Here is a 24,699-nt window from a genome sequence, read left to right as displayed (position 1 = left end):
ATGAACTATACAACACAAATGGATGCCGCTAAAAAAGGCATTGTTACGAAAGAAATGGAAGTTGTTGCAAAAAAAGAACATATATCAATAGAGCTTTTAATGGAGAAAATGGCAAAAGGTCAAATTGTTATTCCAGCCAATAAATTTCATACAAACTTAAATCCAGAGGGTGTAGGTCAAGGTTTAAGAACGAAAATCAATGTAAACTTAGGGATTTCAAAAGATTGTCCAGACATTGAACCTGAAATGGAAAAGGTAAGAATGGCCATTGAAATGAAGGCTGAAGCTATTATGGATTTATCTTCTTTCGGAAAAACAGAAGCCTTTAGACAGTCGCTTGTTAAGACCTCTTCTGCAATGATTGGTACTGTGCCAGTATACGATGCCTTAGGATTTTACAACAAAGAACTCAAGGATATTAAGGCAAAAGAATTTTTAGATGTTGTTGATAAGCATGGCCGCGATGGTGTCGACTTTGTGACCATTCATGCTGGTATGAACCTAGAAGCAGCTAAGGTGTTTGAAAGAAACCCTAGACTGAACCATATCGTATCTAGAGGTGGTTCTCTTATGTATGCTTGGATGAAGCTCAATGACCAAGAAAATCCTTTTTATGAGTATTATGATGAGCTTTTAGATATCTGTCAAAAATATGATATTACCTTATCACTTGGTGATGCCATGAGACCAGGTTCTATCCATGATTCGACAGATGCTTCTCAGATCAAAGAGTTGATGACACTGGGTGAGTTGACTCTAAGAGCCTGGGAAAAGAATGTACAGGTGATTATTGAAGGTCCTGGCCATATGGCTCTTAATGAAATTGCAGCCAATATGCTTTTAGAAAAGAAACTTTGTCATGGGGCACCTTTTTATGTCTTAGGACCAATCGTAACAGATGTAGCCCCTGGTTATGACCATATTACAAGTGCTATCGGCGGTGCCATTGCAGCATCATCTGGTGCGGACTTCTTATGTTATGTAACGCCAGCAGAACACTTAAGATTACCGACTATGGAAGATATGAAAGAAGGTATTGTGGCAACAAGAATTGCTGCCCATGCTGCAGATATTGCCAAAGGTGTTCACGGTGCTAGAGACTGGGACAATAAGATGAGTCAGGCAAGACAAAATCTGGACTGGGAAGGTATGTTTGAACTTGCTATGGATCCTATAAAAGCAAGTAGATACAGACATGAATCAAAGCCTGAACATGATGATACATGTACCATGTGTGGTAAGATGTGTTCTATGAGAAATATGAATCGTGTACTTGCAGGAAAAGATGTCAACATTCTTAGAGACGATGCATGATTTTTCTGTTTACAAATCGACTGGCCTGTGGAGACAATGCATTACTCCTCAAGATAAGAGAAGCTTCACTTGCTGGTGCCGACTACATTCTATTAAGAGAAAATGATCTGTCTGACAAGGCTTATAAAGACTTTGCCTTGTCAGCCCTTCAGATGATGACAGGGACTGAAACAGACTTGGTTATATGCCACAGGGACCATATAGCCGATGAGCTTAAACTAAAAAAGCACAACCGCTTTTATGATTACAAGAATGACTCTTTCACTGTTTCTATACATGGGGAAGAAGAATACAAGAAAATAAATGGTGGACTCTTTTTTTACAGTCCTATATTTCCTTCTAAGTGCAAGCCAGGTGTAAAAGAAAAGGGTCTGTTTTTTAAGAAAGAAGGCATGATTGCCTTAGGTGGCGTTACCCTAGATAAGCTTAAGCTTTTGGATGGTATTGACCATATCGGTGTCATGTCAGAATGGTTAGAAACTGACAATACCTTTGAACTCATTAGAAATTACAAAATAAGTGGGTATTAAAAAAGCTGTTCATTTGAACAGCTTTTCTAGAAATGCTTAACACTCATAATTTCAAGTTTTGTTACACCATTTGGTGTTTGACAATCTACAACATCTCCAGCTCTATGGCCGATTAATGCTTCACCAATTGGTGATTCATTTGAGATTAAATTGTTCATAGGATCAGCATCAACACGTGTTACGACACTTACTTTTTCTACTTCATCGTCGCCATCGAACTTAAACTCAACTTCGCAGTTTAATGAAATGACATCTTCAGCAACAGCATCTGTATCAACTAACTCGTAGTTTTCTAATAATCCTTTTACTTTCAAAATTTCTGTTTCGTTTAGAGATTGTGCTTCTCTAGCAGCATGGTACTCTGCGTTCTCAGATAAATCACCAAAACTTCTCGCTTTTTTGATTTCCTCAGCTATCTCTGAACGTCTTACAATCAGCTCTTCTAACTCATGATTAAGTTTCTCAAGTGCTTCTTGTGTTAATAAGATTTTTTTCATAATCTATCAGCTCCTCTATACAATACCAAAATTTTATCATAACACGTATCAAAGCGCTAGTATTTTTTGACAAAAGATTGCTAAGAAATTATGAAATTCTCAAATATTGAATAAAATTATCGATTTTACTCAGTTTTATTATATAATTGACTTCGAGGGAGTGTCTTATGAGTAAAAATGGATTTTCAAATATTAGAAATATTTTGTTGGTCGGAAGGGATTATGATGCCTTTGACCAGTTGATTCAAGTTGCTGAAGAAAAAAATCTGAACATCACACTAGCGACATCAAAGGACTTGATAAAAAAATCATTAAACACAGACGTTCAGCATTTGATCATATTTGATGCTCTATTAGGTTATGACTTGATTTCTGATATCCTTAAGGATATTCATTATATGGAGATGACCAATTTACCTAAAGTCTTGATGACTCATTCGGAGTCTTTAGACGAGAGGTATGACTACTTTAATCTTGGCATCACCAATTTCTTTGACAATCACGACATGCATTATTTTATGGACCTTCTAAACCGTATGGACAAAGAAGAAACCTATAAGAGAAGTTTTAAAGAGTTGTCCATTGCCATATTAGATGATGATAGGCTTCATTTGAAAATCCTAAAAGATATACTAGATAGAAACGGTGTTTATAATGTAGACACATTCAGTCATCCAAAAGACCTCTTAGATAGCTCAGTAATTTACGATATTTATTTGATTGATTTAATTTTACCTGACATTGATGGTGAAATTGTTATGTATGAAATAAGAAAAAGACATGAACATGCTGTTATTGTAGGGATCTCATCCATAGAAAAACACACAACCATTGCCAAGGTTCTGGCCATAGGGGCCAATGATTATTTAACAAAACCTGTTATTGCGCCTGTTTTTATGGCCAAGCTTTATAATTTTGGTAAGAACCTGATCTTAAAAAGAGAAAATGTGATGAAGACCAAGATCCTGCAAGAGCTAGCCAGCAAAGATGGTCTAACCGGTCTTTATAACCACAGGCATATACAAGAGCTGCTTGGAAAAATGGTCATGCAGGCCAAACGTCATAGTAGGCCTATATCTGTTATTATGTTAGACATTGATGACTTTAAGCTTATTAATGACAAATATGGTCATCAATTTGGTGATGAGGTTCTAAGAAGAGTTTCTGGAGTATTACTAGACTCTGTAAGAGAACATGATTTGGTTGGCCGTTATGGTGGTGAAGAATTCTTGATTATTTTACCTGATACGACTCAAGAAGAGGGTGTCAAAATTGCTGAAAGAATACAAGAAAATGTGATGGAACTAATCTTTGATGACCACGTTAAAACCAGTCTTAGCGGAGGGGTTGCTTCTTTAAAGGATAATGCAAAACAGATGATCTACGATGCCGACTGCTTGCTTTATAAAGCCAAGTATAGTGGCAAAAGAAAAATAGAATATTCACTAGAATCACTGAATACTTATGAAACCTGTTGACAGATGGGTTTCTTTTATTTAAACTGAGGTCGCAAGTATAAAATAGAGGTGACTTAGATGAAAGACATGTTAAAGAAAATTATTGAAGAACACAGACCTCTGACAAACCAGGGGCAAGTAGCAGATTATATACCAGCATTAGGGAATGCCAATCTTAATCACTTAGGTATTGCAGTATATGATTCTGATGGAAAGTATTATGAAGCTGGAGAAAGCCAGATCAAGTTTACCATTCAAAGTGTTTCAAAACCACTTGTTTTACTCTTGGCTTTAATTGACTCCGGTGAAGAAGAAGTCTTTTCAAAAGTGGGTATGGAACCAACAGGTGACCCTTTTAATTCTATTATCCGTTTAGAAACTTTTGACAAGCAAAAGCCTTTGAATCCTTTTATCAATGCAGGTGCTATTTCTATTGTTTCATTAATAAAGGGCAAAGACAATATTGAGAAAATTGAGCGTATCTTGGAGTTTGTTAGAAGACTTGCCGACAATGATAACATCAGCGTTGACAACAGTATCTTTTTATCTGAAAAGGTAACGGGTGATAGAAACCGTTCTATGCTTTATTTCTTAAAATCAATTGGCAACATTGAAGGCAATGTAGAAGATATTCTTGACCTTTACTTTATGCAGTGTGCCATTAAGGCAACAGCTAAGGATTTAGCAAGGATTGGTCTTGTACTGTCTCATGGTGGTTATGATCCTATAAGAGAAGAACAGATTGTACCAAAACGAGAAGCTAAAATCGTTTCCTCAATAATGGCAACTTGTGGTATGTATGATGAATCAGGTGAGTTTGCTGTAAAGGTAGGTATACCAGCCAAAAGTGGTGTTGGCGGAGGTATTATTTGTACTGTTCCAAAAAGATACGGTATAGGTGTATTTGGCCCGTCATTAGATAGAAAAGGTAACTCTATTGGTGGTGTTAAAGTTTTAGAGGATTTATCAAGAGAATTTGATATGAGTATTTATTAAACAACTTCTAGGAGTTGTTTTTTCTTAAATCAGGAATGAAAACTCTGACATAAAGTGGCTGGCTACTTATGAAAACAAGTTTTCATACCAATCAAAAAAACGACACTTAATGGTCGTTTTCAAGCAATGCAAAGATACATCCGTCAGGATCGCTAAAGTAGGCAATTCTTTGACTATCCTTTAGCTGGACTGTCGGTACTGTTAAGTTACCGCCAGAATTAAGAATTTTTTGCTCGTAGTCAATAATGTGCTCAACATCAATTATCCGCACAACATCTTTGGTATCTTCTACAAGCGGGAACTTGAACTCATTACCAAAAATTTTTCTGTAAAACACGATATCTCTCATCATCTCACCATCCTCGGTGAATTTATGCCCGATGTTTGTGGCTTTAAACATCAAGTGGCTTTATTTTATACAATGTTAAGTTTTTCGTTAAAAACCTACAAAATGGAGGTCAAATTGAGAACGTTATATGTAAGTGATTTAGATGGTACACTTTTAGATAAAGATGGCAAGTTATCAGATCAAGACAAGGCAAAGTTAAATGAACTTATAGATTCGGGCACTCATTTTACAGTTGCCTCAGCCAGAAGTGTAGAATCTATTAGAATGATTTTAGATGGCTTAAAGCTTACCTTGCCCATCATATCTTTTAACGGAGCTTTTTTATCAGATTTTGCGTCAGGTAAACACATAAAGATATATCCCATTATGAATGATTCAATATTTGATATTCTAAAAGAGGAGGGCGCTTTGGTATCTCTTCATAAAGAAGGCCAGGCTTATCTTTATCATATGGGTAACTTATCTGAAGGTGCAAAGGTATTTGTAAAAGATAGAGAGAACAGTCATGGGATTGAAATTGATCTTCTTAAGGATTTGCCACTTAATTATGATGTTATGTCTTATACTGTCATAGGTGACAAGACTCATATATTGAATTTAGAAAAGAGACTGAGTGTTTATGACGATATTATTGTCGATGCCTGGGAAGATATGTACTACAAACCTTATTACTGGCTGAGTGTACATTCGAGTGAGGCGACCAAAGCAAGGGGGATTGACCACCTGAGAGACTATGTTCATGTGGACCGAATCGTTGTATTTGGTGATAACACCAATGATATAGAAATGTTTAAGTATGCAGATATAGGTATAGCTGTAGAAAATGCAGTAGATGAACTAAAAGAACTTGCAGACCAGGTCATTGGTAGTCATGACCAGACCAGTGTCATCAATAAGATTATAGAAATGGAAAAAAGCTGATTACTCAGCTTTTTTTATGATTTGGTCTAATTGCTCCAATACATAATCTGTATTAGGGATTGGCGGTAAATGAGGAATACTTTGCTTGTAATTGTCACGAGCCTCTTTTAAGGCATGGAGGTCGTTAGCATTAGCAGCGGTATTGAACTGATTCATATTAGTTTCAAAGTCGTTTATAAAGTTGACATAATTGCTTTTTACATAAGAGAAACTTCCGAAGAAAATCACTAGCATTGCTATAGAAACTGCGAAAAATCGTTTGTTAAACTTTATCTTATGATTTAAGCCCAATGCCAATGTGGCTAAAAAGCCACCAAAGATACCACCGAAGTGGCCGTAGTAGTCGATACCGGATACGGTAAAACCAATTAAGACATTTAGAAGTAAAAGCTTAAAGATTTCATTACCAAACACCTTTAAATAGACTTTCTTGTTGATCATCAGCAAGTAAAAGTGGACGCCAAATAAGCCGAATACACCACCTGAAGCACCAATTGCATAAGCTGGACTAAAGATGAAACTTGCCAGTGAACCGAATAAACCTGATACCAAGAAAATAATCAATAGTTTCCATTTGCCAAATATCTGCTCGATAGGCCTACCAAGGATGATGAGTCCCATACAATTACCCAATATATGCATAAGCTCATTATGGGTAAAGACAGCGGTTAAGAGTCTATAGGATTGACCATTGAGGGCGATATCTGGAGTTGATTTCCAAAGTTGCATCAATAGCCAATTGTCTCCAATAAAAAAATTGGTTAGATGAATCATGATAAAGACAAAGATATTTGCACCTGCAATATAATAGGTCATGGGAATGCTTTTTAATTTATCTATAAGACTGGGTGGTTCTTGGTCTATGATGACATAATCGTTGATGTTTTCTGACATGGTGCCTCCTTTTTTTACTAGTTTAAAAGGTTATTTGGTCTATGTATAGGGCTTTTAGACTTTTTTAAGTCAAAAAAGTTGATTTTGAAAAACTAATATGATATGATGTGATAAATTAAATTGAAGCCAATGATTAGAAAAGTAGCGAATTCTGAGACTATAGAGAGTTTGGGAGGGTGGAAGCCAAACGTTAGAAGAACCGTGAAACGTAACTAGGAGGTTCTGGTTGAAATGAGTAAACCGGATGGTCATCCACCATTATCAGGATTCAAGTGAGTACTTTGTACTAATTAGAGTGGCACCGCGGATTATTTCGTCTCTTATGGATTAAGAGGCGTTTTTTATGTTTTTGGAGGTAAATATGGATTTTAAACAAGAAGTTGTATCTTTGTTATCATCTCAAATTGAAGATTTGACAAGTGAAGAGATACTAGAGGCAATTGAAGTACCGAAAAATGCAAGTATGGGTGATTATGCATTCCCATGTTTTAAACTTGCAAAAGTCTTTAGAAAAGCACCGAATATGATTGCTGCAGAAATTGCAGAAAAACTGGAAAGTGATGCTTTTGAAAAAATTGAGTCAGTAGCAGCTTACATCAACTTTACAATCAACAAGTCGGCTTATGCCAAGCAAGTTGTAGAAAAAGTTATTGTTTTAGGTGATGACTACGGTAAACAAAACTTAGGTGATAATAAGAAGGTGATTGTTGAGTATTCATCTGTTAACATTGCCAAGATCATGCATATCGGTCATATCAGATCAGCAATGATTGGTAACTCGCTTGCGAGAATCTACGATGCACTTAACTACGATGTGGTAAGAATCAACCACTTAGGTGACTATGGTACACAGTTTGGTAAAATGATTGTGGCTTACAAGAAGTGGGGCGATAAGGCGATTGTTGAGAAGAACCCAGTTGATGAGCTTGTAAAGCTATACGTTAAGTTTCATGATGAAGCAGAAAATGATCCTTCATTAGATGATGAAGCACGTGAATGGTTTACAAAACTAGAAAATGGTGACCCAGAAGCGACTGAGTTATGGCAGTGGATGAAAGACTTCTCTATGGTAGAGTTTAACAGAGTATACGATCTACTGGATTGTGAGTTTGATTCATTTGCAGGTGAGTCTTTCTACTCAGACAAGATGCCAGCAATCTTAGAAGAACTTCGTGAGAAGAAGATTGTTAAAAAGGATGATGGCGCTGAGATTGTAGACTTAGAAGAGTATGGTATGCCGCCATCTTTGATTACAAAGAGAGATGGTTCAAGTTTATATGTAACACGTGATATCGCTGCAGCTGTATACCGTAAAAAGACATATGACTTCTATAAGAACATCTATGTTGTTGGTGCGCCTCAGCAGTTACACTTTAAGCAGTGGATGCAAATTGTCAAGCTGATGGGCTATGACTGGGCGGATGATTGTGAACATGTTATGTTTGGTATCGTATCAATGGAAGATGGTAAGATGTCAACGCGTAAAGGCCGTGTTGTTAAGTTAGAAGATGTACTTCTAAAGGCTAAAGACAGTATCTTAGAAGTTATTGAAGAAAAGAATCCTGGCCTTGAGAACAAAGAAGAAGTTGCTAAGCAAGTTGGTATCGGCGCTGTTGTGTTCCAAGAGTTATTCCATAACAGAATCAAAGACTATGTATTCTCATGGGAAAAGATGCTTTCAGCAGAAGGTGAGTCTGGACCATACGTACAGTATGCTCATGCACGTGCTTGTAGCCTACTAAGAAACATTGATGTAACAGATGTTTCTGTAGATTATTCAATCTTAAATGATGATGCTTCTATGGAAGTTATCCGTCACTTATCTAAGTTTGAAGAGATAGTTGTAGATGCTGCTAGAAAATATGAGCCTTCGATTGTAACACGTTACGTAACAAGTCTTGCTCAAGCATTTAATACTTTCTACAATGCTAACAGAATTTCTGATCAGTCAGAAGATGTTCAAGCTGCTAGATTAGCACTTGTAAAAGCTGTAAAGATTACAATCAAGAATGCACTTCACTTGATTACAATCCAAGCACCAGAACAATTATAATAATAGGGCCTGCTCTAAGGAGTGGGCTTTTATTTTGGTGAATAAAAACAAGTTTTTAAAGCAATAAAAAAGGATTTCAATTGAAATCCTTAAAAATCCACTTCTTCATCTAATACTTCTGGATCTTTCTTGAAGTATACACGATCACTGTGTGATTTGATATCTTTAATTGTCGCTAGAATTGTTTTAATCTCATTGTTAAGATTATCAATATCTTCTGCATTGATATTATAATATAAATATAAGTCCTCGAAGATACGAACTAATTTAGAGATGTTATTATCAACATCGATAAATTTAGAGAAGTTGTTTGAATTCATTGCATTCTTAAACTGATCGATATCAATCTTGATGATATCTACAATATCTTCTTCTGTGTTGAAGTCACCGACTACCATTGAATATGGTTTAACACGTTCTAAGAAGTATGTATTGTCAGGGTTTAAGTGATAGATGTACGAAATCTTATAGCCATTAATTTTAAATTTAACATAGAACATAATGCCTTGGATATCAAGTACTCTTGCCCCGAGGCTTCTTAACTCATCCTTACAGATTTCATGACGTATGAGACGTGAAGACATTATTGCCATGGTAACCCTCCTATAGTTTAATAACTTACTGTTTCTAAAAGTATAACATATAATCATTTAAAAAGCATGATAAGTCTCTTAGAAATTATGTTTTTTTGTAGATACAAGATGGGTGTTTTCTTGTCTTTATTCGGAAAAAAAAGTACAATGGTGTAAGAAAGAAGGCATATATGAAAAACTTATTATTAACACTAAACTCCAAGTACTCACATTCTTCCTTGGCCATCAGATATTTAAGCCAATATGTAAGAAGTGAGTCTTATTATCCGACTATAAAGGAATATACAATCAACCAGCATGTAGATGATATAGTAAGGGACATCTTTAAGGAAGACTATGATGTGATCTCTTTTTCATGTTATATCTGGAATTATGAAATGACCTTAAAAATAGCTGAGGACATCAAAACCATCAATCCAGATATAAAGCTTGTTTTTGGTGGACCTGAAGTTTCTTATGAACCAGCTTCCATATTAGAAGCATATGACTTTATAGATTACATCATTTTTGGTGAAGGCGAAAGGTCCTACAAGGCCCTATGTGATTATCTGTTTTTAAACAAGGGAAGCCAATCAGACCTTGAGGGGGTTGCTTACAGAGAAGAGACCATCCAAGTCAATCCAGCTAGACCTTTGATAGAGGATTTAGATGAAGTGCCATTTCCTTATGAAAACCTTGATGGCTTAGACTTTAAAAAGCTTTACTATGAATCGTCAAGGGGTTGTCCATTTAACTGTCAATACTGTTTGTCTTCAACAACGGGTCATGTAAGATATTTTTCTTTAGACCGTGTAAAAGAAGATATGATGTTCTTTATCAATCACAAGGTGGCTCAGGTTAAATTTGTTGACAGAACCTTTAATGCTCATCCTAAAAGAGCCTTGGAGCTTATTAAGTTTTTAGCTGAAAACGACAATGGCATTACCAATTTCCACTTTGAAATAGTGGCAAGTCTACTAGACCAAGAAACCATCGATTATTTAGAAGGCGTGCGAGTAGGTCTCTTCCAATTTGAAATTGGTGTTCAGTCTACCAATGAACCGACCATGATTGCCATAAAAAGAAATGTCAAATTCGACGGCATTAAAAAGACGGTTAAGAGCCTGTCAAAGTTTAAGAACATTCATTTGCACCTAGACTTAATTGCAGGTCTACCTTATGAAGACTATGAGACTTTCTTAAACTCCTTTGAGGATGTTTACGCTCTTAGACCAGAGAAGTTGCAGTTAGGTTTTTTAAAACTTTTAAAGGGGTCAGGTCTTAGAAATGATAGAGAACTTCATGGTTATGTTTACAGCAAACAGGCACCTTATGAAATCTTCTATAATAAATACATCACATATAAGGAAATGATCAGCCTTAAATATGTAGAGGAAATTGTTGAAATCTACTACAATTCTAATCGTTTTATAAATTGTCTTGATATGGTTATAAAAAAATATTATAATAGGGCAGTTGATTTTTATATATCATTCTCAAAGTACTGGTTAGACAACCATCTCTTTGATCAGCCACATAAGCTTCTTAAGCTTTACGAAATCTTATTTGATTTCTGTTTGGCAAATAACTTTGAAGACATGGCTCTTTTAAAAAGTATCATGCAACATGACTACTATCTTTCAAATGACAAGACACCATCTGTTTTCTTTGAAGTCAATAGGGACAAGGATTTCCAAAATGCATGTTATGATTATTTAAAGACCAAAGCCACTAGAGAAAAGTCTGTTAAGCAGTGGCTTAAACATGTGAAGTTTGTAGAATACCCATATGATATAATAAATTATCTTGATAATAGTAAAGAACTAATAAATGAAGAACAAATCATCATGTACGACTACAATGTCGACTATCAAGTATTTTCTAAATCAACATACCAAGATGTAACACACTATATCAATAAGGAGTGATGATATGAGTTTTTTCTCAGATTTAAAAGCCATCAACAAAGTTGTCTTTAAAAAGACTAATGAATCATATAGTAAAAATATTTTCTTGATTCCTATGCTTGGCTTATATATAGTAGCTTATGCAATTTTTTCATACCTGTTGGGTATAACTGTTGGAAGATTAGGTTCTGCAGGTGGTTTCCTAGCGGGAATTATCGGTTGGTTTTTCTCTTGTTATATGATCTCTGATTATTTAACACATTTAGAAAATGCCGTTAACGGCTTTAAGTTTAAGTTCTCAGAAATAGGTAAGAACTATATGAGATACTTTATGCCTGCTTTAACAGCTACTGCCATTCCAAACATCATCGTGTCATTATTTATGGCTTTAACAAGAATACCAGTACCGTCATTTTTAATTCTATTCTTCTATTTGGTCTATGCAACACCAGAGGTTATTTATCAAAAGGACTTAGACAGACTAGAGATCTTTGCTTATGGTCATAACTTTATTAAAGAAAATTGGCAACATTGGTTGTTGATTAACGGTATTCTGGGTATGATTTGTATAGGACTCTATATGTTAATGAGTCGTTTTGTATTGGTACCACTCATGGGTGCGCTAGTAACCATGCCAGAATTGTTGAATGTTATTATTTTTAGTATTGTTCAAGCTGTATTAAGTGGTATTCCACTTTTATATTATTTAATTTATAGAGGCTATATATTTAAGATACTAAGTGTTTCTTCAAGAAGAAAAAGAGAATATATGAGAAATATTTACGGGAAATAGGTGACCTATGAAAAGAGTACTCTTGCACCATAATTTTAAGAAAGAAAGTTTAAGAGTTAAAGGCAAGTTGATCAGAAGACTTGTTGAATCAGGGATCAATGTTGTTGAAGACAATCCAGACCTTGTGGTTGTTATCGGTGGTGACGGAACCATGTTAAGTGCCATTCGTATGATGCGTGGCCTTAAGGTGCCTTTTGTAGGTATCAATACAGGAACCTTGGGTTTTCTGCCGAGTTTTCATATTGATGAAATCGACAGACTCATTGATGTTATCAAAACCAACACTTACAATGTGCAGTCTTATCCTTTGTTAAAGGTAATCTGTAAGACGGTTAACGGTCAGGTGATTGAAAAGTACGCTTTTAATGAAATTTTGATCAAACATCTGGAACCAAGACTTATGGAAGCCATGATTTACATTGATAAAGAAGAGTTTAACTACTTTACTGGTGATGGCTTTATTATTTCTACACCAATTGGTGCAACGGGTTATGCTATTTGGGCTGGAGGGGTTGCTATGCACTCGGAACTTCCAGTTTATCAGCTGACACCTCTTAATCCAAATGACAACAGTGTTAACAGACCACTTATGTCATCTATGGTTCTGCCTATAGAGGCGGCTATAGACATCAACATCATCAAGTCAAACTCACGTGAAGTGATTGTTGCTTGTGATGGCTTGAAGATTTCCAATGATTATATATCTGAAATCCACATTATGGCGTCTCACAAGGCCATAGAGATTTTAAGGGATAAGAGATACAGCTACTACAATCTATATAGAAAGAAGATTATAGATAAGAATATTATAAGAGGATAATATGTTTAATAGATTAGATGAACTTTTTAAAAGTAAACTGGATGAAGTTGTTTTCATTGAGTTAAAGCCAGAGGCAAAAGCAGAAATCAATGGCATGACTTTGGATCCATCAATTCCTATTCCAGTTATGTTTGTTGATGTGATGGACAAGGTAAATGGTGTTTCGGCTGCTGATATTACAGCTGCCAACATGGTGAAGGGCATGGGCTTTGTCTTAGCCGTTGACGAAGATTTTCCTCATAAAGCATACTACCATGACTTACTTTTAGCCATTGATCAAAATGTCGGTTTGTTCTTTTTAAAGCATGGTTTTGATTTGGCCAATAGTCAGGAGAAGGTGAAAGCTCTAATTTACTTCAAGGCAAGCCTTCTATTTGTAGACAGTGAAATTGATGTCCTTGTCAATTACGGTAGATGTTGTGTAGAACTCGCTTATGAAGATGAGAAGACAGATAAGGTATTTTTAGCAGAGGCTAGAGATGTCTTTGAGAATTTGATTAGAAAATACCCAGATGATCCAAATGCCTATTACCACTTGGGCTTTATGTATTCTAATGAAAATGAATACAAGAAAGCTGAAGAAGCATGGGTAACAGCCATTAAAAAAGACATCGATGAAAACTCTAAACATGATATTGTGACTAGACTGACGGATTTAAATGCAAAAATCAAGTTTGAAGAAGGTCACACACTGATCTTAGATGGTCGTGTAGACGAAGGTTTGGAAATTTTATTAGCTCTTGAACCGGAATACCTTGATTGGTGGAACCTTATGTTCTTTATTGGTTTGGGTTACAGGATGAACAATGACTTTGACAATGCCTTAAAGTATTATGCCAAGGTGATGGAGCTTAATACAGGTCATGTTCAAACCTATAATGAAATTGGTTTGTGTTATATGACCATGGGTAGATTTGAAGAGGCCATTAAAGCCTTCAAAGAAGCTTTAAAGATGGACCGTGAGAACTCAGAAATATTGTGTAACTTAGGTATTGTTTATATCCAGTTAAATGAACTAGACGAGGCAGAGTCTTTTCTGATGAGATCTTTTAAAGCTGATCCAGAAGATGAAATTACGTCTGCTTGGATTAAAAGATTAAATGAAATGAGATTATTAAATTAATTCAGAGCTTTCTCTGAATTTTTTTTCGAACAAAATGTCAAGAATATCTGACTGGGATTTCATATACTAAATGTAGGAGGTAGGCATGTATTACAAAACTGCTTTGGAAAAAACACTTGTATTTGTTGAAAACAATTTGATGTCACCTTTTACACTAGAAGACTTGTCTAAGGTGAATGGTTTCAGTCGTTGTCATTTTTCTAAGCTGTTTCATATCTTTACAGGTTACACCATCAGTGGTTATATAAGAAGCAGAAGACTTACTGAAGCTGCTGGGATGCTTTTAGAATCCGACAGGAAAATTGTAGATATTGCACTGGACTTTCAGTTTTCATCACAAGATGCATTTACCAGGTCCTTCACAAAGACCTTCGGCATTTCTCCGGCTAAGTATCGCAAAGATAGGGCTTATATAAAAATGCTTCCTCCTATAGAGGCAGAAAAGATAATATGGACTTATGGAGGTAGAGAAATGAAACCTGAAATTGTAGAGCTTAAGAAGATATTGATCTGTGGCATGGTTTATGATGGCAAGAACTTAAATGGTGAAATTGGAGAACTGTGGTCAGACTTCTTTAAAAGACAAGGAGAAATCAAACATGCTGTAGGCAACATGAAGTCTTACGGTATTTGTGAACCTGTAGAAGAAAATGTAGAAAACCTGAATTTAGACATTCAAAATGACTTTAAGTACCTTGCCGGTATAGAAGTAGACTCTGTAGAGGACCTACCTTCTGGCATGGAAGTGTGGGAAGTAACTCATTCTAAGTATGCTGTTTTTACACACATAGGTTCTGTGGAAGGGCTAGGTGATACCTACAAGGGCATTTATTCTAAGTGGCTGCCTGAAAGTGGTTATGAGGCTGTCTATGAATATGACTTTGAGCTTTACGACAAAGATTTTGATCCTAACAAGGCATCCTCTAAAATGTACATTTATGTGCCTGTTAAATAGAAAATCATAAATAAATATTTGACCATAAAGAAAGTGGGTATGCAAAGGATGCATGGCCACTTTTTTCTTTGGTATGAAAACCTATTTTTACAAGTGACGAAAAGCTCAATACCTTGACTTCTTGTTTAGATAGAATTAAATTTTTTCTCTTTCAAAATTTATTGCAATGCTTACAAAAATATTGTAAGATGAAGGTGGTTATAAAAAAATTTGAATCCTTACATAAAAATTTTAAATGAAAAGGAGAAGATATGATAAAAAACATTAATGAGTTACTGGAAGCAGCTAAAAAGCAAGAGACGATGAAACTTGTTGTAGCTGCTGCACAAGACGAAGATGTCTTACTGGCTGTTGTAAAAGCGGCAGAAGAATCAGTTGTAGAGCCTGTTTTAGTTGGTGATGAAAAATTAATTAAAGAGATTGCTGATAAAAACAAGTTAGACCTATCAGGTTACCAATTGATTCATTTAGAAGACTTAACAGAAGTTGCTAGAAAGTCAGTTGAACTTGTAAAGACTGGTCAGGCAGATTTTGTGATGAAGGGTCTTATTGACACATCTATTTTACTTAAGGCAGTACTGGATAAGGAAGTGGGCTTAAGAACAGACAGTCAACTGTCGCATGTAATGGTTTATGATATTCCTACTTACCATAAGCTTATGTACTTCACTGATGGTGGTATGAACATCACACCAGATTTAGAAGCAAAGACAGCCATTACTAAAAATGCTATTCAAGTAGCGAAAGCTCTTGGTAATGACAATGTTAAGGTAGCATGTTTAGCAGCTAAGGAAAAAGTAAATCCTAAGATGCCTGCTACTGTAGATGCCAAAGCTTTAGAAGAAAAGTGTCAAAATGGTGAATTTGGTGAGGGTGTTATTGTAGAAGGACCTCTTGCATTTGACCTTGTTGTTTCTAAAGAAGCAGCAGAGACAAAAGGCTTTAAGTCACAAATTGCTGGTGACGTAGATGTTGTAGTGGTACCAACCATTGAAGTTGGTAATGGTATAGGTAAATCTTTAACTTACTTATCAAAAGCACGTTCTGCTGGAATCATTATGGGTGCTAAGGCGCCAGTTGTATTGGTCTCAAGAGCAGACAGCTTTGAAGATAAATTAAACTCAATTGCATTAGGTAGCGTTATTGCTGCTTATAAATAAGGATTTTGAAGGAGAGTGTTGAATGAAGAAGTTTATGACAGGTAACGAAGCGGTTGCTCGTGGTGCTTTTGAAGCAGGCGTTACTTATGCTTCAGCTTACCCTGGTACACCAAGTACTGAAATTCTAGAAAATATGATTCAGTATAAAGAAGACTTAACGGCAGAATGGGCACCTAATGAAAAGGTTGCAATGGAAACTGCTATTGGTGCATCTGTTGCAGGTGCTAGAACATTAGCTGCTATGAAGCACGTTGGTGTTAACGTTGCTGCTGACCCATTATTTACTTGGGGTTACACAGGCGTAACTGGTGGATTTATTTTAGTTTCAGCTGACGATCCAGGTTGTCACAGTTCTCAAAATGAGCAAGATAACAGATACTATGCAAAATTCTCTAAGATTGTCTGTATCGAGCCATCTGATTCACAAGAGTGTAAAGACTTTGTGAAGGATGCGTATGAAATCTCAGAAAAATTCGATGTACCAATTCTTTTCAGAATGACAACTAGAACTTGTCACTCAAAAGGTTTGGTTGAGTTAGGTGAAAGAACAGAAGTGGAAATGGTTCCTTATGAGAAGAAGCCACTTAAGTATGTAGCTGCACCGGCAACTGCAAGAATTCTTCACCCAATTGTAGAAGATAAATTAAAGAAATTAGAAGCGTTCTCAAACGAAACTCGTCTTAATAGAATTGAAATGAACGATACAAAGATTGGTATCGTAACTTCTGGTGTTGCTTATGAGTACGCTAAAGAAGTATTTGGTGACACTGCATCTTACTTCAAAGTAGGTATGTCATTCCCAATGCCTATGGCTAAAATTGAAGAATTTGCTTCTAAAGTAGACAAGCTTTATGTTATTGAAGAATTAGAGCCGTTTATGGAAGAGCAAATGAAGGCTGCTGGTATCGAGTGTATTGGTAAAGACTTAATTCCAAACATTGGTGAGTTAAACCCAGATATCGTATCAAAGGCTTTATTAAACGAAGAAAGACCAACAGTTTCTATTGCTGATGACAAGAAAGTAAACAGACCGCCAACATTATGTACAGGTTGTCCACATAGAGGTTTCTTCTATGCACTTTCTAAGAAGAGAAACGTTATGGTAACAGGTGATATTGGTTGTTATACATTAGGTGCATCTGCTCCTCTTAACTCAATTGACTCTGTAATTTGTATGGGTGGTTCTATTTCTATGGCTCATGGTGCTCAACAAGCATTCAAGAGAAATAATGTAGAGCAAAAGGTTGTTTCAGTTATTGGTGACTCAACATTCTTCCATACAGGTGTTAACTCATTAATGACAGTAGCTTACAATAACTCTAATACAGTTCACTGTATCCTTGATAACAGAATTACAGGTATGACGGGTCACCAAGAGAACCCAGGTACTGGTTTTAAATTACAAGGTGAAGAAGCTAAGCAAATTGATATTCCTAAGTTAGTTGAAGCGATTGGTATCGAACACTGTGTAACAGTAGATCCACTTAACTTAAAAGAAGTAGATGATGCTTTAGAAGCTGCATTTGCTTATGATGGTCCTTCAGTAATCATTACAAGATGGCCATGTGCACTTAAGAAGTTCTCTGAGCAAGATATTGCTGAGTTTGATTTATCACCACGTCAATACAAAGTTGATGAAGACAAGTGTAGAGGCTGTAAAGTTTGTATCAAGACAGGTTGTCCATCGTTAAGCTTTAATGGTGAAACTAAGAAGGCGAAGATTGATCCTAATACATGTATTGGTTGTTCAGTATGTGCTCAATCTTGTCCATTCGATGCAATCGGAAAGGTGGTAAAATAATATGTCTGAAGTTAAAAATATTCTACTTGCCGGTGTTGGTGGGCAAGGTATAATCTTAGCAAGTAAAATCCTAGCTGCTGGTTTAATTCAAGCAGGTTATGATGTAAAGATGTCAGAAGTACATGGTATGGCACAAAGAGGTGGTTCAGTTACAACTCAGGTTAGATATGGTGAGAAGGTATATTCCCCAATCATCGGTAAGGGTCAAGCTGACATCCTAGTATCTTTTGAGACGATGGAAACTGGTAAGTGGTTAGAGTACTTAAAGCCAAACGGTAAAGTTGTGGTTAACGACTTCGAAATTCCTTCTGCTCCAATTTTAGCGTGTGATGCTGATTATCCTCAAGGTGTTATCGAAGCCTTAAAAGAAAAAGCTGAAGTAACAACTTTTGAAGCTGGTAAATTAGCTCAAGAAGTAGGTAACTATAGAACAGCAAATGTGATCATAGTAGGCGCTTTAGTTAAAGCTATGGGGCTTATGGACATTGACTGGGAAGAAGTTATTAGACAAACAGTTAAAGAAAAATTTGTTGATATCAACATCAAGGCATTAAAAGTAGGTATGGAACAAGTTTAATTATAAGCATCTCTTCGGAGATGCTTTTCTTATATAAAAATGCATCTAATTGCTAGATGCATTTTTCATGAAGTCGCCAAACTTCTTATCTTCAATAAGGATGTGGTGAATAAGCCACTGTTTGATAAATAAGCTGATCTGTATGAGCATCTTATTTGGAATTGGGTTTTCATCCATGGCATCATAAATTTCAAAAAGGGACTGTTTAAAAGATTCATGAATCTGATAATGTTCCTCTGCATGAGGGTAACCATGTTCCTTGTGTAAAACTTGCTCGTGACTAAAATGTTCCTGTACGTAGGTTTTTAGAAAAGCCAAAAGCTCCTTGTAATAATCGTGCCCTTGTCCTTTTTTCATATGCTGATAAAGCTGGTTGTACTTGTCTATAATCTGGGCATGTTCATTATCTATTTGGTCTATGCCTACTTTAAAGTCCTGATGCCAAATCAGCTTTGCATCTTTGGCTATAGGTTCAATTGTATGATCATAGGATGCTTTTTCAACTTGCTTTGATGACCCCAATACCTTCTTTATCCTAAAGGCCAGCGCATCATTTTTAAAGGGTTTGATTATAAAGTCGTTAGCGCCAGCCTGTACTGAGTCTTTTAAGAGTGTGACATCTGACGACTGACTCAGGGCGATGATAGGGATAGAAGTCTCTTTTCTAATCATCTTAAAAAGGTTTATACAGGTATACTCCTGGTTGTCCAGTTCAAAGATGAATAGACCAATTTCGTCCTTGTATTTGCTGATATATGTTTGACTTATAAACTTGATGTTTAAGAATTCGAAGTTATGTAGATTGTTGCTGGTGAGGATTTTTTCCAAGCGTAGTTTTATGACGTTGCTTTCCTCGATTAGGATTATTTTTTTCATGATGCCTCCTTAATCTATTGTTACCCAGGCGTCGATTAAGATAACTTAATAATTATTATACAATAAGACTTGATAAAAATGAAAAGATAGGTATAATATATATAAATGTGTATTTATTCATGAATTGTCTGAAAACTCTATGAAAAATATAAGTTTCATGCATAAAATGGTATAAATATACAACAACTGAATATTAGACTTTTAGTTGCAATTAATATGTTCAGAGAAACATAATTGAGGAGGTAAATATGAAAGGCTATTTATTGTTGAGTGATGGGACTAAGTTTCCAGGCACTGTTTTTGGTCATACCCAAAACGCAATAGGCGAAATCGTGTTTAATACAGGGATGACTGGATACCAAGAAATTGTGACAGATCCCTCTTATTTTGGCCAAATTGTGGTTTTGACCTACCCATTAATCGGAAATTACGGTATTTCAGACAAGGTAAACCAATCTTTTAAGACCCAGGCAAATGGTGTAGTCGTAAGAGAACTGGCAACACTTCATTCGAATTGGGAATCTCAAGGAGACTTTGATTCTTATTTGAAAAAGCACAATATGGTAGGCATATCAGGTGTAGATACAAGATACCTGACACAGCTAATAAGAGACAATGGTAATATGGTTGGTCAAATTGTTGTAGAGGATAATGAGCAAGTGGATTTTTCTGATTACAATAACCATCAAGCTGCCTTAAAGGTTACGCGTGATGAAATTGTTAAGATGGGTGAAGGCAAGTACCATATCGGTGTTATGGATTTTGGTATTAAAGAAAACATCTTAAACCAGCTCTTGTTAAAGGATTTTAGATTAACAGTTTATCCTGCGACAACATCTGCAGAAAGAGTTTTAAAAGACAATCCTGATGGCATCTTCTTATCAAATGGTCCAGGAGATCCTAGTGAGTTATCTGATATCATCAAAGAGGTTGAGATCCTATCAAAGGCAAAGCCGACATTTGGTATTTGCCTAGGTCATCAGCTTTTAGGCCATGCTTATGGCTGTGAAACTGAAAAGCTGAAGTTTGGTCACAGAGGTCCAAACCATCCAGTTAAGGATATACAATTAAATAGAGTATTCATAACATCACAAAACCATTCTTATATGATTGATAAAACATCTATAGATTCAGATGTCTTTGAGATTACCCATGTCAATGTGAATGATGAAAGTATCGAGGGCTTTAAACATAAGACTTTACCGATATTTAGTGTTCAATATCATCCGGAAGCATCACCGGGTCCAGATGATTCAAACTACTTATTCGATAATTTTGAAATCATGGTAAAGGAGGCATTATGTTAAAGAAGGTTTTGGTTATAGGTTCAGGCCCAATCGTAATAGGTCAAGCTGCAGAGTTTGATTACTCCGGTTCCCAAGCGTGTCGAGTGCTTAGAGAAGAAAACATACAAGTGGTACTGGTAAATAACAATCCAGCAACCATTATGACAGATAAGGCCTTAGCGGATGTTGTATACTCAGAGCCGCTGACAGTAGAATATTTAGAAAAGATCATCGACAAGGAAAAGCCTGATGCCTTACTAGCGGGTATGGGTGGACAAACAGCTTTAAATCTTTCTTTGGAGTTACACGATAAAGGCATACTGGACAAGTATGGGGTTAAGCTTATCGGAACCAATGTTTCTAGTATAGAAACATCAGAAAACAGAGAGATGTTTAAGAATAAGATGCTAGAGATTGGTCAGCCTTGCCTTGAAAGTCAAATAGCTAAGACCATCGATCAAGCCAGAGAAATTGCTGAAACAATTGGTTATCCAATTGTTGTACGTCCAGCCTTTACACTAGGTGGTACAGGTGGTGGTTTCTGTTACAACAATGACGACTTAGAGAAGATTGTTAAAGCAGGTCTTCAAATGAGTATGACGTCAGAGGTATTGATAGAAAAGTCTATCAAGGGATGGAAAGAAGTTGAATATGAAATGATGAGAGACCATGATGGCAATACCATCGTTGTCTGCAACATGGAAAACTTTGACCCTGTTGGTATCCATACGGGAGACAGTATCGTTATCGCACCGTCACAGACACTTTCAGACAAAGAATATCAAATGTTAAGAAGGGCAAGTATTGACATCGTTTCTGCCTTAAATATCGTTGGTGGTTGTAATGTCCAATTGGCTCTTGATCCTAATAGTTCACAGTATTATGTGATAGAAGTAAATCCAAGAGTGTCTAGATCTTCAGCCTTAGCTTCTAAAGCAACGGGCTACCCAATTGCCAAAGTAGCGACTAAAATTGCATTGGGTTACAGCTTAGATCAGATCACGAATGATGTAACAAAGAAGACCAAAGCTTGTTTTGAACCGGTATTAGATTACTGTGTACTTAAGATTCCAAAGTGGCCTTTTAACAAGTTTAAAGACGCTGATAGAAAACTGGGGACTCAAATGATGGCAACTGGTGAAGTCATGGCCATTGGTAATAACTTTGAATCAGCACTTTTAAAGGGGATTAGATCTTTAGAAATTAATCAAGATGGTCTTTACAGAGAATCGATTAGATCGTATTCTTTAAAAGAATTGATGAAACTTGTGGGTGAAGGCACCGATGAGAGAATCTTCTATTTGGCAGAGCTTATCAGAAGACAAGTTTCTATTAAGATGCTTAATAAAGAGACGGCTATTGATATGTTCTTTTTAGAAAAGATGTACAAGCTCATTGAAGCAGAAGAAAGTATTAGAAATAGAAAACTGGATTTTGTGGATGCAGATAAAATAAAGACTCTTAAACGGGTTGGTTTTTCAGATAAACATATTTCTGATTTATTGTTAGATTCAAATCAAAACGATGTTAGGGACAAAAGACTTAATAATAAGATTGTGAATAGCTACAGAATGGTAGATACATGTGCTGGTGAGTTTGAGGCTTATTCGCCATATTACTACTCAACATATGATGCTTATACGGAAGTTAAAGAATCATGCAATAAGAAGGTTATTATTGTTGGTTCAGGACCTATATCTATAGGCCAAGGCGTTGAGTTTGATTACTGTTCAGTACACGGTGTATATGCTGTACAGAGACTAGGCTATGATGCTGTACTCATCAACAACAATCCAGAGACTGTTTCTACAGACTTTGATATAGCAGATAGATTGTACTTTGAACCTATTACATTTGAAGATGTCATGAATGTCATTGATATAGAAAAGCCTGAGGGTGTTATTTTACAATATGGTGGTCAAACATCTATTAAGTTGGCTGAAATGCTGAGTGATCACGGCATTAAAATACTAGGTACAGATTACCATGGCGTCCACCTGGCAGAAGACAGAGAATCTTTTAACAAGTTGATGGCTTCTTTAGACATCGATCAACCTCAAGGTGGTGTTGTCTATGATATGAAAGATTTAGAAGCTATCTTAACGGGCTTATCTTTTCCACTTCTATGCAGACCGTCTTATGTAATAGGTGGTGAAGGCATGAAGATTGTACAGAATAAAAATGAGTTAAAAGCTTATCTGGAAACACTTTGTCTTGAAAAAGGTGTTTTATTAGATGAATACCTAGAAGGCATTGAGTTAGAGGTAGACTGTATAACAGATGGTCAGGATATTTTGATTCCTGGTATCATGGAGCATTTAGAGCTATCAGGTGTCCATTCAGGAGATTCAACGTCTGTTTATCCACCACAGTCATTTTCCGAGGGTGAGTTAGAAGAAATACAGGTATTAACCAAGAAGATATGTCGTGGCTTAAAGGCCGTAGGCATGGTCAATATCCAGTTTATTTATGCTGGGGGTAAGTTCTATATCATAGAGGTTAATCCTAGAGCTTCAAGAACGGTACCTTTCTTAAGTAAAGTAACAGGCATTAATATGATCGATCTTTCAACACGATTGATGTTAGGTGAAAAACTGTCTGATATAGAGGTGACTAAAAAAGACCATGGTCTAGTGGCTTTAAAGATACCTGTCTTCTCTATGGAAAAGATTCAAGGGATTGATACAGTATTAAGTCCTGAGATGAAATCAACAGGTGAAATGATGAGTATTGATCGTTCTTTAAATGGGGCTCTCTATAAATCTCAAAAGGGACTAGGTTATGCAACGGATGTAAAGAATGTATTTATTTCTGTAAGTGATCCATCTAAGGATAAGCTAAAAGATATTGTCACAGTTTTAAACAAGCTTGATGTTAACATCTATGCGACAAAAGGCACTCATGATTTCTTAGAGGATAATCATGTTTCTTCTAATATAGTAGAAAGACTCAATAAGACTGGAGACATATTAGATAAAATACAATCTCATTTCTTTGATATCATCATTAACATACCAAGTAAGGGCTTTGATTCCAAGAGAGATGGTTTTATGATGAGAACTGTAGCCAGTAAAGCACGTGTTCAATGTTTTACTTCTATAGAAGCAGCTCAACATTATATGAATGCTTTAACAAGTGATTATAAAGAGGAAATCTTTGATATATGCGCATTGTAAAATAGGACAGCTTAGGCTGTCCTATTATTTTGGCAAATAAAAATATTGCGACTATTTAAAAGTATGTTGACTTGTCTAATATATGATGATATTATTAGGAAGCTGTTTGAGAAAAACAGTTTAAAAAAATAATTTCTGGGTAGTAAAAAACTTACCGAAATTAATTAAAAAAAAGTTGTTGACAAACGGTTTTAAACTTGATATTATATAAAAGCTGTTACAACACAGCAACTTAAAAATTCATTCGATTTAACGAAATGTGTAAGAAAAAATAATTAAGAAATTTATTAAAAAATAACTTAAAAATTACTTGACATTTTAAAAGAGAAATGATATTATTAAAAAGTCGCTGAGCTAAGTAACTGCAAGCGATGTAGAACATTGAAAACTGAACAGTATGAGCAAAAATACAAGCATACCATTTCGAAAGAAATGGCCCAAAAATTCCGTTTGATTTCGAAAGAAGTTAAACAACTTCAGGAATGAAGTAAAAGATTCAAACCAAGTGGCGTAGCGAAAGCGAAGTCACATAACCAGTTGATAACGAGAGTTATTATCTTAAATTTTATTTAAGAGTTTGATCCTGGCTCAGGATGAACGCTGGCGGCGTGCCTAACACATGCAAGTCGAGCGAGAAGGTTA

General features: G+C 35.8%; 21 protein-coding genes, 1 rRNA gene and 1 other annotated feature. Of the genes, 17 read left to right on the top strand and 5 right to left on the bottom strand.

Translation table 11 applies throughout. From position 1 onward, the window contains the following. Nucleotides 1-1,314: a phosphomethylpyrimidine synthase ThiC gene (thiC, locus tag EZV73_RS22660; protein ID WP_240842731.1), complete on the top strand. Its 1,314-nt coding sequence runs from the start codon at nt 1-3 to the stop codon at nt 1,312-1,314. Then, a complete protein-coding gene (locus EZV73_RS22655; RefSeq protein ID WP_240842730.1) occupies nt 1,311-1,844 on the top strand; it encodes a thiamine phosphate synthase in 534 nt (177 codons plus the stop codon). Before thiC ends, EZV73_RS22655 begins: the two co-directional genes overlap by 4 nt. Before the next feature lie 26 nt (nt 1,845-1,870). On the opposite strand, the gene greA is transcribed toward EZV73_RS22655, so the two are convergent. Continuing rightward, the gene (gene greA, locus EZV73_RS22650) at nt 1,871-2,341 is read right to left on the bottom strand and encodes a transcription elongation factor GreA (RefSeq protein WP_240842729.1); all 471 of its coding nucleotides are present in this window, start codon (nt 2,339-2,341) and stop codon (nt 1,871-1,873) included. A 167-nt stretch (nt 2,342-2,508) separates the two neighbouring features. Between greA and EZV73_RS22645 the strand changes: the two genes are divergently transcribed. Together EZV73_RS22645 and glsA are read left to right on the top strand one after the other, a co-directional pair. Next, a complete protein-coding gene (locus tag EZV73_RS22645; protein WP_240842728.1) occupies nt 2,509-3,819 on the top strand; it encodes a diguanylate cyclase in 1,311 nt (436 codons plus the stop codon). Nucleotides 3,820-3,876: 57 nt separating this feature from the next. Beyond that, nucleotides 3,877-4,794: a glutaminase A gene (gene glsA, locus EZV73_RS22640; RefSeq protein WP_240842727.1), complete on the top strand. Its 918-nt coding sequence runs from the start codon at nt 3,877-3,879 to the stop codon at nt 4,792-4,794. Between the two features lie 106 nt (nt 4,795-4,900). Here glsA and EZV73_RS22635 read toward each other — a convergent pair whose 3' ends face one another. Continuing rightward, entirely contained in the window at nt 4,901-5,146 is a 246-nt protein-coding gene (locus tag EZV73_RS22635) for a VOC family protein (RefSeq protein WP_240842726.1), read from the bottom strand. Nucleotides 5,147-5,257: 111 nt separating this feature from the next. Between EZV73_RS22635 and EZV73_RS22630 the strand changes: the two genes are divergently transcribed. After that, on the top strand, nt 5,258-6,064 hold the full coding sequence (locus EZV73_RS22630) for an HAD-IIB family hydrolase (protein ID WP_240842725.1): 807 nt from the start codon (nt 5,258-5,260) through the stop codon (nt 6,062-6,064). Here the strand turns inward: EZV73_RS22630 and EZV73_RS22625 are convergent, their stop codons facing one another. Further along, entirely contained in the window at nt 6,065-6,958 is an 894-nt protein-coding gene (locus tag EZV73_RS22625; RefSeq protein WP_240842724.1) for a rhomboid family intramembrane serine protease, read from the bottom strand. It lies immediately after the preceding gene. Between the two features lie 120 nt (nt 6,959-7,078). After that, nucleotides 7,079-7,282: a binding site (T-box leader), on the top strand. A gap of 37 nt (nt 7,283-7,319) precedes the next feature. Between EZV73_RS22625 and argS the strand changes: the two genes are divergently transcribed. Further along, on the top strand, nt 7,320-9,011 hold the full coding sequence (argS, locus tag EZV73_RS22620; RefSeq protein ID WP_240842723.1) for an arginine--tRNA ligase: 1,692 nt from the start codon (nt 7,320-7,322) through the stop codon (nt 9,009-9,011). Nucleotides 9,012-9,100: 89 nt separating this feature from the next. Here the strand turns inward: argS and EZV73_RS22615 are convergent, their stop codons facing one another. After that, complete coding sequence (locus EZV73_RS22615) at nt 9,101-9,604, bottom strand: hypothetical protein (protein ID WP_240842722.1); 504 nt, start codon at nt 9,602-9,604, stop codon at nt 9,101-9,103. Between the two features lie 170 nt (nt 9,605-9,774). On the opposite strand from EZV73_RS22615, the gene EZV73_RS22610 reads away from it, so the two are divergent. The 8 genes from EZV73_RS22610 (at nt 9,775) to EZV73_RS22575 (ending at nt 18,719) form a co-directional block, all read left to right on the top strand. After that, on the top strand, nt 9,775-11,511 hold the full coding sequence (locus EZV73_RS22610) for a B12-binding domain-containing radical SAM protein (RefSeq protein WP_240842721.1): 1,737 nt from the start codon (nt 9,775-9,777) through the stop codon (nt 11,509-11,511). A 4-nt stretch (nt 11,512-11,515) separates the two neighbouring features. Next, the gene (locus tag EZV73_RS22605) at nt 11,516-12,283 is read left to right on the top strand and encodes a hypothetical protein (RefSeq protein WP_240842720.1); all 768 of its coding nucleotides are present in this window, start codon (nt 11,516-11,518) and stop codon (nt 12,281-12,283) included. Nucleotides 12,284-12,290: 7 nt separating this feature from the next. Further along, nucleotides 12,291-13,103 carry an NAD(+)/NADH kinase gene (locus EZV73_RS22600; RefSeq protein ID WP_240842719.1) on the top strand — a complete coding sequence of 271 codons (813 nt, stop codon included), beginning with the start codon at nt 12,291-12,293 and terminating at the stop codon, nt 13,101-13,103. A gap of 1 nt (nt 13,104) precedes the next feature. Next, complete coding sequence (locus EZV73_RS22595; protein WP_240842718.1) at nt 13,105-14,226, top strand: lipopolysaccharide assembly protein LapB; 1,122 nt, start codon at nt 13,105-13,107, stop codon at nt 14,224-14,226. Nucleotides 14,227-14,311: 85 nt separating this feature from the next. After that, nucleotides 14,312-15,181 carry an AraC family transcriptional regulator gene (locus EZV73_RS22590; protein WP_240842717.1) on the top strand — a complete coding sequence of 290 codons (870 nt, stop codon included), beginning with the start codon at nt 14,312-14,314 and terminating at the stop codon, nt 15,179-15,181. 251 nt (nt 15,182-15,432) lie between these two features. Continuing rightward, nucleotides 15,433-16,341 (top strand): bifunctional enoyl-CoA hydratase/phosphate acetyltransferase, encoded by a 909-nt coding sequence (locus EZV73_RS22585; RefSeq protein ID WP_240842716.1) that lies wholly within the window; start codon nt 15,433-15,435, stop codon nt 16,339-16,341. A 22-nt stretch (nt 16,342-16,363) separates the two neighbouring features. Next, entirely contained in the window at nt 16,364-18,142 is a 1,779-nt protein-coding gene (gene iorA, locus EZV73_RS22580; protein ID WP_240842715.1) for an indolepyruvate ferredoxin oxidoreductase subunit alpha, read from the top strand. Between the two features lies 1 nt (nt 18,143). Beyond that, nucleotides 18,144-18,719: an indolepyruvate oxidoreductase subunit beta gene (locus EZV73_RS22575; RefSeq protein ID WP_240842714.1), complete on the top strand. Its 576-nt coding sequence runs from the start codon at nt 18,144-18,146 to the stop codon at nt 18,717-18,719. 45 nt (nt 18,720-18,764) lie between these two features. Here EZV73_RS22575 and EZV73_RS22570 read toward each other — a convergent pair whose 3' ends face one another. Further along, nucleotides 18,765-19,595 carry a bacteriohemerythrin gene (locus EZV73_RS22570; protein WP_240842713.1) on the bottom strand — a complete coding sequence of 277 codons (831 nt, stop codon included), beginning with the start codon at nt 19,593-19,595 and terminating at the stop codon, nt 18,765-18,767. A gap of 248 nt (nt 19,596-19,843) precedes the next feature. On the opposite strand from EZV73_RS22570, the gene EZV73_RS22565 reads away from it, so the two are divergent. The 3 genes from EZV73_RS22565 to EZV73_RS22555 all read left to right on the top strand — a co-directional run. Further along, a complete protein-coding gene (locus EZV73_RS22565; RefSeq protein WP_240842712.1) occupies nt 19,844-20,902 on the top strand; it encodes a carbamoyl phosphate synthase small subunit in 1,059 nt (352 codons plus the stop codon). After that, nucleotides 20,896-24,057, top strand: a complete 3,162-nt coding sequence (carB, locus tag EZV73_RS22560) for a carbamoyl-phosphate synthase (glutamine-hydrolyzing) large subunit (RefSeq protein ID WP_240842711.1) — start codon at nt 20,896-20,898, stop codon at nt 24,055-24,057. The genes EZV73_RS22565 and carB overlap by 7 nt, the downstream gene beginning before the upstream one ends. A gap of 565 nt (nt 24,058-24,622) precedes the next feature. Continuing rightward, nucleotides 24,623-24,699, top strand: a 16S ribosomal RNA gene (locus tag EZV73_RS22555); the annotation flags it as partial.

This window comes from Acidaminobacter sp. JC074 (assembly GCF_022496765.1).
In the GTDB taxonomy this organism is placed as follows: Bacteria; Bacillota; Clostridia; order Peptostreptococcales; family Acidaminobacteraceae; genus JABXKX01.
Note: the sequence above shows the minus strand (reverse complement) of the source record. Positions and strands in the feature narration are given on the sequence as shown.